This window comes from Nocardia abscessus NBRC 100374 (genome assembly GCF_000308455.1).
GTDB lineage: Bacteria > Actinomycetota > Actinomycetes > Mycobacteriales > Mycobacteriaceae > Nocardia > Nocardia abscessus.
Genome location: NZ_BAFP01000257.1, coordinates 12,298 through 28,683, shown reverse-complemented (window position 1 = coordinate 28,683; position 16,386 = coordinate 12,298). Strand labels below are relative to the sequence as shown.

Below are 16,386 nucleotides of genomic sequence, written 5' to 3'. Positions count from 1 at the left end.
GGGTCGGACCGACAGCTGAGATGTTTCGGACAGGTCGCTGGAGTCAGCGGACGTGATGAACCGCTTGACGCCCTCGATGTGCCAGGTGCCGTCGGGCTGGCGATGGCCTTGGTGCGTCCGGCGCCGACATCGGAGCCGGCGTCGGGCTCGATCAGCATCATCGACGAGGCCCAGTGGCGCTGTGCGCCAGAAGATTTCTCCGAACCAGGCTCCGTTTCCGTACAGGCTGGCCGGGGGGTTGGCGCCGAGTAGCATTTCCATCAATGCCCAGACCACTGCTCGCCGTGCGGGGTGCCGCCGAGTTCCTCGCTGAGGCCGACTTTGTCCCAGCCCGCACCGAACCCGGCCCGGTAGGCGGCTTTGAGCGATTCGGGCAGGTGAACGGTGTGGGTATCCGGGTCGAAAGTCGGCGGGTTGCGGTCGGTCTGGGCAAACCCTGCGCGACCGGTCCTTCGGCGATGCTGCGCAGTTCGGACAGCATCGTGCGCACCGTGTCGGAGTCCAGGTCGCCGTAGGCGCCCGAATCCAGGATTTCGCCGATGCCGTGGACGCGGGGTCTTAAGGTGCGCGCGCCCGAGCTGCATACCGAGGTACCGGTAGTAGTCACGCGAAAACAGCGAAGTTGCCTGGGCCAGCGGTGATCTCCAGCTACCTGCAACGCATTCGCTGAGACGTAAGCCTGTACCGTCGCGGCGGTCCGGCTTCCGTGAAGCCTCACGCCGAGCCGGCCGTGCGCCAGTGTTGACGCGGTCGGCCGGAGTTCGTCGAGTAGCGCCAGCCCGGTTCCGCTGTCTGCCGGGCTCGCGGACCCTTCACTCGCCGCCGGCCACCGCCCATGCCTTGCGATCCATCCCCGCAAAACCATCAAACCACCCATCCACGTCAGGGCCTGTCCGGTCCGGCAACCTCGCAGCCCTCAGGGAAAAAGGTGGTCTGGCGGTATTGCTCGACCGGGATCGTCTGGTCTGGACTGTGGGCTTGATGCGCGCGGAGTAGAGGATGCCGTCGAGGTGATAGATCTCGTGCTGGATGAGTGGGCGAGACCATCCCGGTATTCCGCCAGTCGGAGTTCTCCGGTGAGGGTGTTCGTCTCGACCTCGATTCGCAGTGGTCGTTGTACTTTTCCACGGACGTCGAAGCGCTGTTCGCACGGTCACATAGCCAGGCTCGGGAGGTGGGTAGGCTTCCCGCTTGTGAGGTTCGGTTGGGTGGCGGTGACTGTGGTGGCCGTGATTGTGATGACCGTGTGTTCGGGCGATACGAGACCGGCCGCGGCGAGGGAGGAAAACGTGATGCTGCTGCCAGACGACGAATCCTTGTTCATCAGAACATATTTCGCTGACGATGCCGCCTGGGCCGAAACTCTGGAGGCGGCTCTGCAGCCGTGGGACCTCGGTGGCGGGATACTCGCGTACGCGGGCATCACGCCCGTCGATGACCGCCGCTTCGAAGCTCTGACGGTGGAGCAGTTGGAGAGCCTTCTCCCCGCGCCACCGCCCTACTATCTGTTCCTGGTGGACAAGCGAACGGTCACCGATCCCGAACACCCGATTCTCGTGGTGGATACGAGCCGGGGAAACACAGACGTGGTGGGCTTTCAGACCTTCCGCGTGGTGCCCAGCGAAATGCCCGCGGTAGAGAACAACCTGTCGCTGTCGAACATGGACTTCGAGGACTTCTCCGACAGTGTCGACGCGGATGGAGTGTTCCGCGGCTTCTGATGCCGAACGGCGAACGTCCAGTGCCGTCCACGCTAGCAGGAATTCGGCGCTGTGCCTGCTCGCAAACGTCGGTCGTTCTCGGCCGAGTACAAGATCGAGGCAGCGCATCGTGTGATCGATTCCGGTCGTGCGATCGTCGAAGTCGCCCGTGAGCTGGGGCTCAACGACGGGTTGTTGGGTATCTAGGTCAATGACGAGCGCCGCAGGATCGCCGCCGCGCAAGTTGTCGGCGAGAAACCTCTGGACGCGGCCGAGCGAGCGGAATTGCTTCGATTCCGTCGGCAGGTGTCGGAGCTGGAGAAGGACAACGCGTTCCTGGCAGAAACTTCCGCCACCGGGGTCACCGCCGCCCGCGCGGCAGCAGCCCAACGCTGGCGCGAACGCGGCCACACGACCAACGCCCGCGTCCCCGCACCGCTACTGCGCCAACACTTTCCCTGTCGCCCTCGCAGGCTGCTCCGCTCGAGGCGGCGCTTCGGCTGGGCCGGATCACGCGGCGCGGCGCCGACCGGCCCCTAGTCCGCGGCACCCCAGACCCTTCTACTCGCCCCTCGCTGAGCACCGCGCTCAGCCGTCACCGTCCGATCGTGTGCCGAATGCTTCGGAACGCTGCTTGCAGCGCTCGTAGACGGCATGCAGCGCGGCGATCAAGCACACGAAGATCGGTACGGTCAGTATCTCCCAGTCATCTTGTCTCGCCAGCAGAGCCGCACTTCCCGCCAACGCCGCATAGGCCGAGAAGAAGAGCGTGCGAACGACGACCAGTGACGCGCCGACGGGCGGGGTACGCCAGCTCACCGCGATCGCCACCACCTGCACGACCAGCGCGTAGCCGATCGCCACGCGCTGGACGACGCCGAGACCTGCCCACTCCGCTACGGCGGTGAACAAGAGTCCGCACCCGATCACCGTGGGAAGTACGGCCTGCACGGCGAGTCCGAACATCCGGACGCGCCGTTCCCACGCGCTCACCCGCGACGGGTCCACATCGGCCATGTCTATGCGATTTTCCAGCTGGACTTGTCGTCGCCTTCGACCGACGCGTCGTTGAAGCTCGTCGCCCGGGAGTCCGGCCATTTGCCGTCGGGGAAGGATCTGTCGATGTCGCCCATGGCTTTGGCCTGCGCGCCGAGAAAGGTCACCAGGGCGGTACACGCGGCAACGGCGGTCGCCATCGTTACCCGGTGAATCGGTCGGCGTCGGCGTCCTGACCTCGATCCATCGCCTCGTGCGCCAGCTCGAGGATCTGCTCCAGCCCGAGCGACGGTGCATCACCGGCGGATTCGACCGCCGGGAACCGGGTCGGAGTGACCGCACTGATGTCGAGGGCCTCGAGTTTGTCTATCGTGCCGATCCGGTCCGCCGTGATACTCGTGAATTCCAGCATTCTCTGGTCGGCATTCCGCACGGCACTCACCACCGCCGCCCCCAACTGGCCGGGGTGCAGCTGGGCGCGCCAGCTCTCCGCCACGGTGATTCGTGTCATCTCACCATTTCTGGTCAGCGAGACATCGACTGTTCCGGTTTCGTCGCGGCCTCGCGCATCCGCTGGGCCGGCATCGAAAGCTTCCTGCATGATGTTCGAGATCTCGGCAGTGTAGGCGTGCAGCCTGGAGAACTCCTCGATCAGATTGTGCAACTGGCCGAGTCCGGAGTTCTCTGCATCGGCTACCGCGTCCGGCCCCGGCGGCGCGGTGGCCGAGGACCGGTGCTCCGGCGGCTGCGCGGCAACCGGCGGATGTGTACTCGCGGGGTACGACGGGGCAAACCCGTGGACGGGTTCGGCCGGCGCGGGTGCGCGGTAGTTCGGCACCGGGTCGGCCGGGCGGGCATCCGGTACGCGTGGGGCCGGTCTGGCGGCTGGGCGGATCGGCTCGTCGTCCCAGAACTCGTCGGGATCGTCGTAGTGGTTGAAGAATCCGCCGGTCATCGAAACACCTCGCCGTTGCCATCCATCACGGACAAGAACAACGAAGCCGACTATGCATTGCCCCCGCCCACATCAGCCACCCTCCGGTGGATGCCATCACCCTTACTCCCGGACCGGCTTTTGTCAATTGTCACAGCCTCGACTCACGACTCGGCGCCCGTGTGGGCTCGGCACGCACCACCCATCGGCAGGCACCCGGCGCGGGCGCTGCTGGACGCGGGTATGCGGGCGAGACGAACGGCCATGCCGGTGCGGGCCCGGAAACGTCCCCGGGCAGTTCCTTCAGAACGTGGGTCGCCCCGTCGCGTGAACCAGCTATGAGCGCAGGCCCGCCGACCCGGCGGGCCTGGTTTCTGTGCCCATACGAGTCGGTGTCCTCGATCGCTCGTCTGCTGGTGGGGTATTCCGGACCTTGCACAAGTCGGCCACGTGCCAGTCGCCGATCTGCGCGAGGTCGGCGCCATACGGATCTGCGGGCCGGGTAGCCCAAGCGAGCAAGCCGCCGACATCAGGCCGTTGTAGGGCCCCGGCAGTTTCCAGGTGGCCACGCGGGACCCACCGTGCGGTGCGCGTAGACGGTGCTCCGTGTTTCATCCGAAAGGTGTGAAGCGCAACTCGATCAATTGTTCGTACGCTCTCTTTGTTCTGCGCGTAGTTCGGTGCGCAACGGAGTCCTGATCCTAAGGAGGATCCAGCGGCCACGTCAGGTCCCGGACAGGCAGGTGAATCGCCCACAGGTGTGGTGGATCGTCTGGACTCGTATCCACAGTTACCGGTCCAGGACGATCTGTCCCCGATGCGCACGCGGCGTGTGAATTCACGTCACCGCTTTCTCCTCTCTGTTTCGGATGAAACTCATACGGCAAGGAGCGGAACATGACTGCACAATCCACGACGATCAATGAGCCAACTCTGCAAGACAAGATCACATACCAGCTGTGCGAGTACGCGAATCTGGTCAACAGCATCAGCAAAGAAGACAGCGACCTGGAGGGGACGCTCTATCAGAAGATCCAGCAGTATCTCGACACCAACCAGGAGGTCATCGGAGGGTGGGAGATCGTCTGGGGTCCCGGAGTCGCGCTGTTCGACACCGACTTGTACGCGGTCAACGCCCTGTACATGGTGCGAAGCACCGAGGATCGCTCCCGGTACGTGATCGCCATGGCCGGCAGCAGCGACGCACTGGTGTTCGACTGGCTCGTCGAGGACTCCTTCATTCTCCAGACGCCGTGGTTCGCGAATAACGCCGCCTGGCACACGATCGGCACGGCCATCGGGGTGAAAACCCTCATAAATCTCAAACCCTCCGGCCCCCGTCCCGGTGCCGGTCACACCTTGCCCGAGTTCCTGAGCACGCTCGGCGACAAGGCGATCGATCTGACCGTCACCGGCCACAGCCTCGGCGGTGCCTTATCCCCCACGCTGGCCCTGTTCCTGCGCGACACTCAGTGGCTATGGGACAATTCCGAAAAAGCCAGGATCAGCGTGCTCTCGACCGCCGGACCGAGTTTCTGCAATCAGGAATTCGTCAACTACACCACCCAACGCCTGCAACGAGTACAGCGCTACGCCAACGACCTCGACATCGTCCCGCACATGTGGAACCCGGCCGACATCGATAGCGCCAAGGCTCTCTACTCCAAGAACAACCAGCCTGCTCCCGATGGTATGGAGGCTGTGTTCGACTTGCTCGAGACGCAGGCGTCCGTGTCAGGTCAATATGCACACTTCCACCCCACCAGCGGCGTGTTCCAAGGCACGTTCAACAAAGAGATAAATCAAACGCAAGGCTCGACGCCAGACGAATTGTACTTGCAACAGGTCGGATACCAGCACATAGGCGGCTACCATGAGTTCTTTGAAATCAATGGCGTCCAGTGGCCGCAGGGCGTCGTAGCCCTCCCGCCGGTCGGCACCGACACCGTGATGGGCCGCATCCTGGCCTCGGCCGGTGTACCGCTCGGCGACGGTGCCGGGAAGGTACTGGCGAACCGTCGGCCGGTAACCGTCCCGATCAACGGACAGCCCGTGGAGCTGCCCACCGACCACGACAGCCCCGAAGCCAAGAAACTCGTGGACCGCGTCACCGCCGAGTTCGACCCCACCTCCGCATGAACTGATGCCCCGGGCCCCGCACTCGGTGGGCCGGTGTGACCGGGTCCATCGCGGGCCGGATAGCGAACATCTTGGGCTGCAAGGTAATCTCGCGCGGACTACTGAGCCGTCTCGAGGCGTGCGGCAGCCGAGTCCATGACTACTGCCGCCCTGTTCGTGAGATCGTCGTGGATTTCGGTTGCACGCCCTGGTCGAGCTCTCGCCGACATCTCAGTCCTTCGGCGCGGGGTTGACTGTATCGCCGTCCCAGCTCAGGTCCGATTTCTCGGTGATCTCGAAGGCCTCGAAACGATCGTCTGCCAGAACCGCGTCGATCAGAGCCCGTGAGCCGGCGACGATCGTGGAGTCGAAGTCGATCTCGCTGGCCACGACCCACGCGTGGTCGGCGGGCCAGAGCAGCTGGGGCGTCACTCCGGGGAAGTCGGTCGTCCATCCCAGGCCCGCCGCATGCACCCAGCCGGGCTCGGCGAGTTCGGAGAGACTGGTGTCGAACAGCATGAAGTCGCGTCCCGGCCACTGCAGGAAAGGCCCTGCCTCGACCGCCCGTCTGACCTGCGGCGCGACAGAGGCCGCCAGCTCGGCGTCGATTCGAGCTCGCTCACGCTCGAGGTTCTGCGGATCGCCGTCGGTGGACGCGACGAACACAGCACCCGAGGATGTGTTCAGCTCGCCGAATCCATTCCAAACTCCAGCCGTCACCTCTTCCGGTGCCTCGGTGGCTGCGCGAAGGTGGACAGTGAGCGCGGCCAGCAGGCATGGGTCGAACCACCCCTCGACGGTCTGGCCGACTTGCCAGCCCTCGTCGAACGACATCGCCGCTTCGTCCTCATCGTCGGTGAGGTTGCGCCACTGCACCAGCGGATGCATCACTCTGCCGTTGCGCACGGCGATCTCGGCCCACGGCCACATCGCCTCCTCCACGATCTCGGGATTGCCCCACTCGTCGGTGACCGTGAAGTCGCGGCGGGTCGCCTCGACCGGGTGCAGGATCCGCGCATAAGCCTCGAAGCCGGTACCAGCGACGCCGCCGACCCCGTGTTCGCCGACGCGCGCCAGCAGCCACCCACCACGCTCGAAATCCGTTGTGAACTTCACCCAGCGAGCCTAGTGGGCCACGCGCGGACGAGCCGCGTGCGTTCGATGCCGTCCATTCAGCAGGACTGCCGTCATCATCAATACGACGGTGGGGACGGTGAAGCGCACAGCGTTCATCCTGCGATCGATGGGCGTATGTCGGGTGGCTGAGGAAGGAGGTCTCGGACCGCATGCTCTCAGCCGCACCGTCGAGGACCGCACCACACCCGAACAACCTGACCTGGCCGACTTCGATGACCGCAGGCCGGATGTACGGATCGTTCAACAGGATTCGTTTGCCGATTCACGGACGGATAGACGGTCGGTCCGCAGGCAGGGAGAAATACACGGCGCAATCCACCGTATCGGCGTGAATCCCCATGCCCGCCAGTATGTTCACGGCTAGGCGGGCTTGCCCGGCCACCGGCACCACCATCGCTTTGGTTTCGACATTCTGGCAGGAGTTCCTCGTATCGCAGCCACGTTCCCACAGCGTCGCGATGATCGCGGCCAGACCGTGGTCGACGCAGGACTGCCTGCCGCCGGCCCGTACGTGGTGTTGACGATGCCGCACCGCCACCAGACCACCGTTGGTCCGCTCGCACTCCGCGCAGAGCGGATACGGCCCCAAGACCACCTTCCCCGCCCGCGCCAGCTGGTCCAGAAACAAGTCCCGGTTGCTGGAAGCCAAAGCCAGCTCCTGGGCCAAGGATTCCAGCTGCTGATCCTGGAGGCGGTGGTAGAGCTGAACGGCTTCGTCGGTGGCGCGCAACGCGTCCGTGAGTTGTCCCGCACCTGATGAGTAGACTCCGAGCTGGTGCAGGGCCCCGGTCAGGGTGCGGTCGTACTGCGGTCTGCGTGCTGCCAGGCGGCGCAGAATCTGGACGAGTTCTTCGCCGAAGGACAACGCCTCCTGCGGTTCACCGAGTGTGTCGAGGGATCGGGCAACCGTGTCCAGCGCGACCATCAGGGCGGGTCCGAACCGCCGAGGGTCACGGGGTAGGCGATCTCGGCACAACGCGACCGCCTCCCGGGCGGCGGTCACCGCCTCTTGTCCGCGCCCCAGGCTCTCCAGGATGTCGGCCTGCACACTCAGTGACCACGCCAGTGGGACGTCATGACGGGAGCGCCGGGCGACTATTCCGTTGCGGCAGATTCGCACGGATTCCTCGGCGGCGGCTAAGGCTTGCTCCTGCTGTCCGTCTTCGGAGAGGCGTCGCGCCAGCAACCGCAGCGCTCGCGCGAGACTCGGGTCGAAGCCCGACAGAACCGCGGTCAGACGCCGCATGATCGTGACGACGGCCTCCATAGTTTCGCGGTCTTGCTCGCCCCGCTTTACCACGTCGGCAACCCGGAATATCCGCATGCGCGTCATACCTCACCTCAGCGGGATTCGCTCGAGGTCGCTGGCACGATCCCGTCGAGGCAAGCATACGACGCTTGGTCGAGACGCATCTGAGCTGCTCTTGCGCGATGGGTTCACCAGGTACACGGCGGAGGAGTCACCAGAGAGGAAGGCGGTTTTCTTCGCTCGCCTCGCGGACGGCCTAGCTGAGGCTGGGGTCGCGTCTCTTCGTTTCGATCTACGCGGTCACGGCGAAAGCGAAGGACGGCAGGAAGAACTCACGCTGTCGATGATTCTCAATGACATCCGCGTCGCAGTCGCCTACTTGCGAGAGGCGAGCTGCGCGCACGAGATCAGCCTGCTGGGTGCAAGCTTCGGTGGCGGCATCTGTGCCTATTACTAGCGTCGTGCAGTTGACGCACCTGTGGTCGGTGGTTCCAAGGGTCGAGGGCACGGATGACATCGACGATGACGTTCATTGTCCGTTCCGAGCGGGTTTCGCGGGCGATGGCCACTGATTCGACAGCGACCCGGGGGGCTTCGTCCGGTTCTTCGCTCAACGCGAAGGCTTTCGCCTGCCTGGCTCCGAACAATCTTGCGTCCCGGTGTGACAACGCGTCACCGGCCACTCTGTGTAGCAGTCCAGTCCCGAGAACATGGTGTTGTCGCTGTCGGCTGATACTGCAACTGCACGTAGCTTCGTTGTCGCTTCAGCGGGGCTTCTGTTGCCCGCGGTGAGGCAGTCGGGACGCAGATGATCTCGTCCGTTTCCCGCCAGCGTGTCGCGTATCGACATTTGTACTGTTGGCCCATGACCACCGACAACCGGGCTATCGTTCAGGCCGCGTGGCGGGCGTTCGCCAGTCACGACGCCCAGCAGATTGCACCGTTTTTCACCGAGGACGCCGAATGGCTCGCTCCGGCGGGCAACGCCACCGCGGTCGCGCTCGACATTCCCAGTCACATGATCGGACGGCAGGCGATTACGGACTTCCTTGCACACGAGTTCACGCGATTGTTCGTCGGTAACGTCACTGTGGATTTTCGCGGCTTCTACCTCGACGGAAGCCGGGTGATCGTGGAGGAAACGATGAGTGCCACGTTGGCGAACGGAAACGCCTACAGAAATGACTACTGCTTCGTCTTCGAGTTACGGGACGGCCTGATCCACAGGGTTCGCGAGTACATGGACACTGCGCGCGGGCACCGCGAGGTCTTCGGTGGTGCTGCCGTAGCTGGTAACACCGAAACCGAGGCCGCGCACTCAACGATCAGGTGAGTGGGTGGCCGCGGCGCTGGTCCACTCATCGATCGAAGTCACCGCCGAACCAGGCCCGGCGAGCGCCGGGGAGGTTCGGCTGTATCCGCCGAGTGTGTCGTGTCCAGCGATCACTGGACACGGCACCCGCGCTCAGCTCAGTGTGAACGTCGCCGTACCCGAGATCTGCTCCATCTCCTTGTCGTTGGAGTCCAGCGCGACGATGCGAGCCTCTACCCGGCCGACGCCCGGCGCCGTGCCGAAACCGACGATCACGCCGTCCACCGTGTTCTGGACGACACCGTTCACGACGCGGTGCTGCTGCCCGTCCGCGTACCCGGTGTCCAGGTTCTTGAAGCGCACAGCGACCTTCCAGTCCGAGCAGCTGTCCCCGGTTTGGGTGACGTTCACCCGCACGCCGAACGTGCCAGGCTTCTCCTGCCGCACGGTGACCGCGTCGATGATCGCCGAACAGCTGGTCGGAACCAGGCGCGTCAGGGTCGGCGAGAACGGCATGCCTGGGTCATGGGGGATGGCGGTGGATGGCCCTGCGAGCCCGACCACCCCGGCGGCCATCGCTGCGATCACACCGGCGCGGGCCGAAAACTGTTGCATCTGCACGTGATTGAGAGCCATACCGGCTTGTCGGATCGCCAGCAGCCACTGTTACGGCGGTAGTTGCGTCAGTGAAATCACTGTAACATCCGGAACAGATGCTGGTGATGATCTCATCGATCAGGACCGAAGCCTTTACAGCTCTGCGCCTCTCAGCTCCGACGCTGCTCCGGCGCAACGGCAACTGCTTCAGCCCGCTGAGATCCTGCCGCTGGGCGAACTCACATCGTGAGGAGTGCGGCCTACGCAACGCGCGGTGGTGGACGGACGCCTCCGCGGCCCGGGCTGCCGGACTCCCGACGAGGTGCAACAAGTCCTGAATTGCCCAGTGTTCTCCACCATTTCACAGTTCAATCGGACACGCTGCGCAGTGTCCTCCGCGCCATGTCCGCTCGACGCGGCAGGGGTCACCAGAGGTCACTGTGATGCAGGTCACATCGTACGAGGTGTTGCCGATTGGCCCTTCCCATCGAAATAGCTGCGCTACCATGGGCGGGGATGACCTTGATTCAGGTAACGGATCAGTATTTGATTTGGACCTCGAGGAGGGTGACATGTGTTCTCCCGTTCTGTCGATAATTTCTTCGGTCCTACTCGCGATTCGATCCATATAACCTGGCGATTCTCGAAAATCGTCTGACTTGCGCAATCCGGCTCCTGCGCACCGCTGGGAGCTATATCAAGCGGAGCGCTGTCCGGCCGGGCTCCCCTGTGATCAAATCTGTTCGGCGCGCGTTTCGGGTTGTTGATAGAGGCGGGGACCAATATGCAAGCTGAAGGATTTGATGACGACGGACTGAGCTATGCCGACAACGGTGGTCGAATATGGACCGTGAGCGCGGTCAAGCACGTCTGCTACACGGTAGAGATGATCGATGACCTATTTCGTCCGACTAGCACTGCGGCAGCCGAAGGGATGGCGGGGGCATCCTACAGAGAAAAGCGGCGACTCGTCGTCATCGACCGCAATGTGGATGATCTGCATGGTAAAAGAATCAGAAGATATTTCGAGCTGCATGACATGCGGGCGACTGTTATCCCATTACCGTCCGGGGAGGCATGCAAAAGCTATGGTACGGCGCTACAGGTGATCGATGCGATGGAAGAGTTCGGCATCGATCGCCGACGCGAACCGGTCGTGGCCATCGGTGGTGGCGTCCTGATGGATATCGTCGGCTTCGCGGCGAGCATCTACCGACGCGGTACTCCCTATATCAGGATCCCCACAACTCTCATCGGGCTGGTCGATGCCGGAGTCGGAGTCAAATCCGGTGTCAACTACAGATCGGGGAAGAATCGGCTCGGAACGTACGCTCCTGCTGAAACAACGTTCCTCGACCGAACCTTCCTGAACACGCTTCCCTCGAGGCATCTGAGTAACGGAATATCCGAGATCTTGAAGATGGCGCTGGTTCGATCAGAAAATCTTTTCGCCACACTCGAGAGCGTCGGTAGGGATGTCTTGGAGGATCGGTTCAGAGGAACCACCCCCGACCTCGAATCCGCTGCCAAATGGATTCTGACCGAAGCGGTTCACCTCATGTTGGAAGAACTTCAGCCGAACCTCTGGGAAGCGGAGCTCGAGCGATGCGTCGACTTCGGACACAGTTTCAGCCCGACCATCGAGATGCGAGCTCTGCCCTCCTTGCTGCACGGGGAAGCGGTTTCCCTCGATATGGCGCTCACCACGGCGATATCCCTGCGACGTGGCTATCTCGTCGATGACGAGGCAACCCGGATCTATCGGACGATGGCGGACCTGGGACTTCCTCTGTGGGATCCGATCCTCGAGAGTCGAGGTCTTTTGCTGCAAGCTCTGGCCGACACCATACGACACCGTGACGGAAAGCAGAGGATACCGCTGGTGACCGGCATAGGCCGATACGAGTTCGCGAACGACATCACAGATGAAGAGATTCGATCCGCAATACATTGGCTGGCAGGCGCCAGTCTCGAATACAGCAAGCCGGGAGCCGAGCAAATAATACGTTAGGAGCGGTCCATGGGTAATGCGATAGTCGTCGGCGGATCGACTGGCATCGGGCGCGGCATTGCGGACGCCTGGGCCGGCAGCGGCTTCGACGTCACGGTATACAGCCGATCCGAACCGGTCGGCGACGGCGCGACATCACTGCGCTGGTGTCAGCTCGATTTCCGGGACGCTGCGGCGGCACGGACCGTTATCGAGGGAACACTGCCGCACACCATCGACCTGGTCTGTTACTCGTCCATCTATTACACGTCCAAACGGCAGTACTTCCCTGATGTGAGCGAATGCGATTGGATCGATCAACTGAAGATCAACCTTCATGGCTTGTGGATAGTTCTGAAGAGTATGATTCCGACTCTGCGACAGGCTGGACCGGGCGTATTCCTCAGCGTGTCTTCCGAGGTCGTGTACAACGCGGGACCCGCGAGATCCGGTTATGCCGCGACGAAAGCGGCGGCCGCGTCGCTCGTCGAGTCGGTAGCGCAGGAAGAGGACGCGGACGATATCCGGTTCGTGCAGGTGCTGCCGGCGGGCATGGTCGATACGCCGGGTATTCGAGCGCGGCGACCCGCCGACTTCGACTACAGCGACTACATGACACCCGCTGATTTCAAGCCCTTCGCGGGCAACCTTGCGGAGAGCCGTGCGAAAGATATGGCCGGCGACGTCTTCGTCGTCGCCAAAGGAGGTAGCTGGCACTCTCTCCACGACGGAGTTCCTGTTTCTCAATCTCGTGCATTGTCGTGAACCTAGGGACGTGAAACGTGTTCGAATACAAAGCCTCGGCACTACTGTTCGACATGGACGGCACTCTCGTGGACTCGACCGCCGTCGTCCACAGCACCTGGACCGCCTTCGCCGAGCGGCACGGGCTGGATGCGGACAAAGTTCTGGCCTTCGCGCATGGACGTCCGACCGGGACCACTGTCTCCGAGTTCATCGGCGACGGTGTGATCGCGCGTCGGGAAACCGCGCGCATAGTGGCCGAGGAGGAAACCACGGTCGAGGGCATCGCCGAGATACCCGGCGCGACCGCCCTCTTGCGATCGATCCCGGCGAGCGCATGGTCGGTGGTCACCTCGGCAGGTCGGACTTTGGCATTGAATCGCATGGCGGCAGCCGGAATCCCGATCCCCGAGATCCTAGTCAGCGCCGAGGACATCGTCCGCGGAAAGCCGGACCCACAAGGCTATTCGAACGCGGCGGCCATGCTGGAGGTGGACATCGCCGATTGTCTGGTGTTCGAGGATTCCCACGCGGGAATTCGAGCCGGGATCGCCAGCGGTGCCCGAACAATCGCAGTCGGCGATCTCGCCGAATTCGATCACCTGATCCCGCGAATAGCCGACTTCTCGAAGTCCGTGGTCACGACGCACCAACTGTGCGGCGACGTCACATTCACCGACCGATCGGAGCGACGATGACGGCCGTCATGTACGCGGTCGACCTGGGCGGCACGTGGATACGTCTGCGGCATGGTGCCGAGGTCACCGGTTCACCATCGACTCGCCGCATGCGGTCGCCGAGCTTGTTGAATTGTCCGAACGAAGAAGTCTCCACGCTGCGAAGGCGATTGATCGACCTCCTCGCCGAGCAGGTCCCCGTCGGCGCGTGTGCGGCCCTGTCGTGTGGAGCCGCCATGGATGAGGAGCAGGGAATCATCTACGGTTCGGCACCCTTGTGGGGTAGCGCGAGGGAGCCGTTCCATCTACTCGCGGAACTCACCCGCGTGCGGCCGGACGTCCGTTGGTACGCAGTCAACGACGTGACGGCCGGACTCGCCGACTTCTGCGCGCGGTACGCAACGGACGCCACGCGGCAAGCCGGATACCTCACGGTCAGTAGTGGAATCGGACTTCGCCTGGCCGATATCAACAGCCGGCGCATCCCGGTTGACGGCTGGGGCATGCAGGGAGAGGTAGGGCACTGCCTTGCCCAGTTCCCTGCTGGGATACAACCACCGGCCTTGCCTGCCTGTGAGTGCGGTGCGATCGGCCACATCGGCTCGGTGTCCTCCGGCCCGGGGATTCGTCGCCTCGCCGAGCAAGCGGGGCTGGACTGTGGAACCGACTTCGAATACGGATTCGCCAACCGGCTGACCGATCGTGACCCAACTGCGCGGAAGGTACTCCGGATCGCCATCGCGCCGATCGCGGAACTACTGCGGACGCTGTGGTGCATCGTGCCGCATCTCGACCTTGTCGGTATCGGCGGCGGCGTCGTCGAGAACCTTCGCGAGCACTACCGTGCCGAGTTGTTCGGTCAACTGAGCGAGGAACGCTCCTATGTCGACAGGGGCCGCGACGAACGATGGCTCGAGGAGCACATTCGCTTGTGTGGCGCGCAGGACGTCGACAACCTGCACGGCGCGGTCCGAATGTTGACAGGTGAGCTGCAGGTGGTCCGGTGAGCCGACATGCCGCGCTGGTGCGTTCTCGCGATGGGGTGCGTTTCGAGCACCTGCCGACACCGATCCCCCGCCCAGGTGAGCTACTGCTCGCGCCGATTGTCGCCGGTATCTGTGGCACGGATCTGCAAATCCTTCAGGGACTGCGGTCGGACCGCACGGATGTTCTGGGGCACGAAGGAATCGCCACGGTCGTCGCGGCGGGGTGCGGCAGCGGACCGTACGAGCCGTCCGCGGTGGTCACCGTGAACCCGACCCACCCGACCGACGCGCGATTCCTCCTCGGGCACAACGTTCGCGGGTTCTGGGCCCAGCGCGTACTGATCCCTGCGGAGGCTGTCGCTGCACGTTTGGTTTTGGAGCTGCCCCGGGTTCCGGAGGTCGAGCTGGCATCGCTGATCGAACCCTTGGCTTCTGTGCTCTACGGCCGAGAAATAGCCATGGCTGCCGCGTCGGAACTGCCAAAGGTCCTCCTCGTCTGGGGCGACGGCACTATCGGACACTTGGCGGCCAGGTATTGGCGACATCGTGACCCTGGTGTGGTCGTCGTGCACGTGCATCACACAGAAGCAGGACTCGCCTGGTCGAAAACACAGGCCGGGCCCGAGATATCGGTCCGTTGCGGAGATCCCGAGGTCATGGATCTTCTCGGCACGGCGAAGGATTCCCTCGCCGCAGTCGTCGCAACCCCACGTACCGCGACCGCGTCTGTGATCGCTTCGATCATCGATCACTGCGACGCGACGCTATATGTGGATGTGCATGCCGGATCGGATCGAGACCCGATCACTACCAGGCACGGTGCGATCGCGGTCGGTGCTGTCCGAGCCGCCAATTGCGGCGGACAGCCGGCTCAGCCGGTATTTCGAACCTTCCCGCGCTCGAACGCCGGGCCGCTCACGGTCTTCGGTCACCGGGGAGTGGCGAACCGGCATCTCATCGAAGCCGTCGATGAACTACTACGGTACCCGGAACTGTATCGGCCGCTCGTGACCCACGTCGTCGATATCGCCGAGGCGGAGGCGATGCTGGCTGGATTGGTCAACGGGACAAGTCGGCGATTCGCAAGCCGGCGAGTGGTGAAGGCTGCCATCACGATCCGGCCCGATTGGCAGCCATGACAGATGACCTCGAGCAAGTCGAGCTGGCGTTGCCGCAGTGGCGCCTGAGCATCGATCGAGTCGCGGCAATCGAGCAGGCGATCGGAGCCGGTGTCAGGCGAGTTCATCTCGACTTCGGTGGCGCGCACCGCGGAACGGTCCTCAGCGACGGCGCCTGCCTGTCCCGCTTGCTGCCCCTCCTCTCCGACGTGGCAGTCCCGGTCCTGGCCTTCAACCACGCGAACGACGTCGGCATCTTCACGGAAGACAACCGCGTCAACCCGTACTGTCTGAGCCTGGCCATGAAGGCGCTGGACGTAGCGGCTGCCCTGGGAGCGGAAACGCTCCACATACCCAGCTTCGGTGCCAGCACGATCGGTGATGCCGGCCAGCTCATGGCTACTGCCGCATTCTTGCGGCCGGTCGCGGAGTCGGCCGCCGCCCGAGGCATGGGCGTCGCATCGGAGAGTGCGTTGGGAAGCGCGCAGGCGATCCGGCTTTACCATGCGGTCGATCGGCCGAATCTCAGCCTCGTTGTCGATACCGGAAACGCCATCGATGCCGGTCATGACCCCGGCAGGCTCTTGGGTGATCTGCTGGCACAGTCGAGGGTCTGCGCAGAGGTACATGTCAAAGAGCCTCGGGGGCGGCGGTTGACTGGTGAGCAGATCGCCACCCTTGTGCGCGATCACGTACTGGCGCATTTCGTGCCGAAAGCGCTACTGCTGGAGAACGATTACGCACACGTGGCCGGAAAGTTGGATGCCGACGTCGCCGCGATGCGCGACCTTCTCGGCCGAGCCGAAGGATGAGCTTGCCGTGTGCACC

17 protein-coding genes and 1 pseudogene are annotated in these 16,386 nt (G+C 63.6%); 11 read left to right on the top strand and 7 right to left on the bottom strand.

Going from position 1 to position 16,386, the window contains the following annotated elements; genetic code table 11:
- Positions 1–607 (bottom strand): annotated as a pseudogene (locus tag ON19_RS44160) (acyl-CoA dehydrogenase family protein); the annotation flags it as partial.
- 601 nt (positions 608–1,208) lie between these two features.
- On the opposite strand from ON19_RS44160, the gene ON19_RS32040 reads away from it, so the two are divergent.
- Together ON19_RS32040 and ON19_RS40960 are read left to right on the top strand one after the other, a co-directional pair.
- Positions 1,209–1,721, top strand: a complete 513-nt coding sequence (locus ON19_RS32040) for a DUF6924 domain-containing protein (RefSeq protein ID WP_051169518.1) — start codon at positions 1,209–1,211, stop codon at positions 1,719–1,721.
- A gap of 51 nt (positions 1,722–1,772) precedes the next feature.
- Positions 1,773–1,907 carry a transposase gene (locus tag ON19_RS40960; protein WP_083899779.1) on the top strand — a complete coding sequence of 45 codons (135 nt, stop codon included), beginning with the start codon at positions 1,773–1,775 and terminating at the stop codon, positions 1,905–1,907.
- 381 nt (positions 1,908–2,288) lie between these two features.
- Here the strand turns inward: ON19_RS40960 and ON19_RS32030 are convergent, their stop codons facing one another.
- From ON19_RS32030 to ON19_RS32025, 3 genes are read right to left on the bottom strand one after another with little or no spacing between them, the layout of a single operon-like run.
- Positions 2,289–2,717 carry a hypothetical protein gene (locus tag ON19_RS32030; RefSeq protein WP_043701327.1) on the bottom strand — a complete coding sequence of 143 codons (429 nt, stop codon included), beginning with the start codon at positions 2,715–2,717 and terminating at the stop codon, positions 2,289–2,291.
- A gap of 2 nt (positions 2,718–2,719) precedes the next feature.
- The gene (locus tag ON19_RS42400) at positions 2,720–2,896 is read right to left on the bottom strand and encodes a hypothetical protein (protein WP_157229933.1); all 177 of its coding nucleotides are present in this window, start codon (positions 2,894–2,896) and stop codon (positions 2,720–2,722) included.
- A 2-nt stretch (positions 2,897–2,898) separates the two neighbouring features.
- Positions 2,899–3,651 carry a hypothetical protein gene (locus tag ON19_RS32025; RefSeq protein WP_043701324.1) on the bottom strand — a complete coding sequence of 251 codons (753 nt, stop codon included), beginning with the start codon at positions 3,649–3,651 and terminating at the stop codon, positions 2,899–2,901.
- Between the two features lie 876 nt (positions 3,652–4,527).
- On the opposite strand from ON19_RS32025, the gene ON19_RS39395 reads away from it, so the two are divergent.
- On the top strand, positions 4,528–5,769 hold the full coding sequence (locus tag ON19_RS39395; protein WP_051169517.1) for a lipase family protein: 1,242 nt from the start codon (positions 4,528–4,530) through the stop codon (positions 5,767–5,769).
- Between the two features lie 210 nt (positions 5,770–5,979).
- On the opposite strand, the gene ON19_RS32015 is transcribed toward ON19_RS39395, so the two are convergent.
- On the bottom strand, positions 5,980–6,864 hold the full coding sequence (locus ON19_RS32015) for a hypothetical protein (RefSeq protein WP_043701321.1): 885 nt from the start codon (positions 6,862–6,864) through the stop codon (positions 5,980–5,982).
- Positions 6,865–7,147: 283 nt separating this feature from the next.
- On the bottom strand, positions 7,148–8,218 hold the full coding sequence (locus ON19_RS32010; RefSeq protein WP_043701319.1) for a hypothetical protein: 1,071 nt from the start codon (positions 8,216–8,218) through the stop codon (positions 7,148–7,150).
- Between ON19_RS32010 and ON19_RS44865 the strand changes: the two genes are divergently transcribed.
- Together ON19_RS44865 and ON19_RS32000 are read left to right on the top strand one after the other, a co-directional pair.
- A complete protein-coding gene (locus tag ON19_RS44865) occupies positions 8,130–8,591 on the top strand; it encodes an alpha/beta hydrolase (RefSeq protein ID WP_368854289.1) in 462 nt (153 codons plus the stop codon). The two genes, ON19_RS32010 and ON19_RS44865, sit on opposite strands and share 89 nt — an antisense overlap.
- Positions 8,592–8,999: 408 nt before the next feature.
- Positions 9,000–9,467 (top strand): nuclear transport factor 2 family protein, encoded by a 468-nt coding sequence (locus ON19_RS32000; protein ID WP_051169516.1) that lies wholly within the window; start codon positions 9,000–9,002, stop codon positions 9,465–9,467.
- 132 nt (positions 9,468–9,599) lie between these two features.
- Here ON19_RS32000 and ON19_RS31995 read toward each other — a convergent pair whose 3' ends face one another.
- Positions 9,600–10,061: a hypothetical protein gene (locus ON19_RS31995; RefSeq protein WP_227954799.1), complete on the bottom strand. Its 462-nt coding sequence runs from the start codon at positions 10,059–10,061 to the stop codon at positions 9,600–9,602.
- An 832-nt stretch (positions 10,062–10,893) separates the two neighbouring features.
- Between ON19_RS31995 and ON19_RS31990 the strand changes: the two genes are divergently transcribed.
- Genes ON19_RS31990 through ON19_RS31965 form a run of 6 tightly spaced genes read left to right on the top strand, consistent with a single transcriptional unit; the run spans position 10,894 to position 16,370 of the window.
- Positions 10,894–12,054, top strand: a complete 1,161-nt coding sequence (locus ON19_RS31990) for a sedoheptulose 7-phosphate cyclase (RefSeq protein WP_255218434.1) — start codon at positions 10,894–10,896, stop codon at positions 12,052–12,054.
- A gap of 9 nt (positions 12,055–12,063) precedes the next feature.
- Entirely contained in the window at positions 12,064–12,798 is a 735-nt protein-coding gene (locus ON19_RS31985) for an SDR family NAD(P)-dependent oxidoreductase (RefSeq protein ID WP_043701314.1), read from the top strand.
- A 17-nt stretch (positions 12,799–12,815) separates the two neighbouring features.
- Positions 12,816–13,475, top strand: a complete 660-nt coding sequence (locus tag ON19_RS31980) for an HAD-IA family hydrolase (protein ID WP_051169515.1) — start codon at positions 12,816–12,818, stop codon at positions 13,473–13,475.
- Positions 13,472–14,461, top strand: coding sequence for an ROK family protein (locus ON19_RS31975; protein WP_043701312.1), 990 nt, complete (start codon positions 13,472–13,474; stop codon positions 14,459–14,461). The genes ON19_RS31980 and ON19_RS31975 overlap by 4 nt, the downstream gene beginning before the upstream one ends.
- Entirely contained in the window at positions 14,458–15,579 is a 1,122-nt protein-coding gene (locus ON19_RS31970) for an alcohol dehydrogenase catalytic domain-containing protein (protein ID WP_083899777.1), read from the top strand. The genes ON19_RS31975 and ON19_RS31970 overlap by 4 nt, the downstream gene beginning before the upstream one ends.
- Positions 15,576–16,370 carry a sugar phosphate isomerase/epimerase family protein gene (locus ON19_RS31965; protein ID WP_043701311.1) on the top strand — a complete coding sequence of 265 codons (795 nt, stop codon included), beginning with the start codon at positions 15,576–15,578 and terminating at the stop codon, positions 16,368–16,370. The genes ON19_RS31970 and ON19_RS31965 overlap by 4 nt, the downstream gene beginning before the upstream one ends.
- The last annotated feature ends 16 nt before the right edge of the window (positions 16,371–16,386 follow it).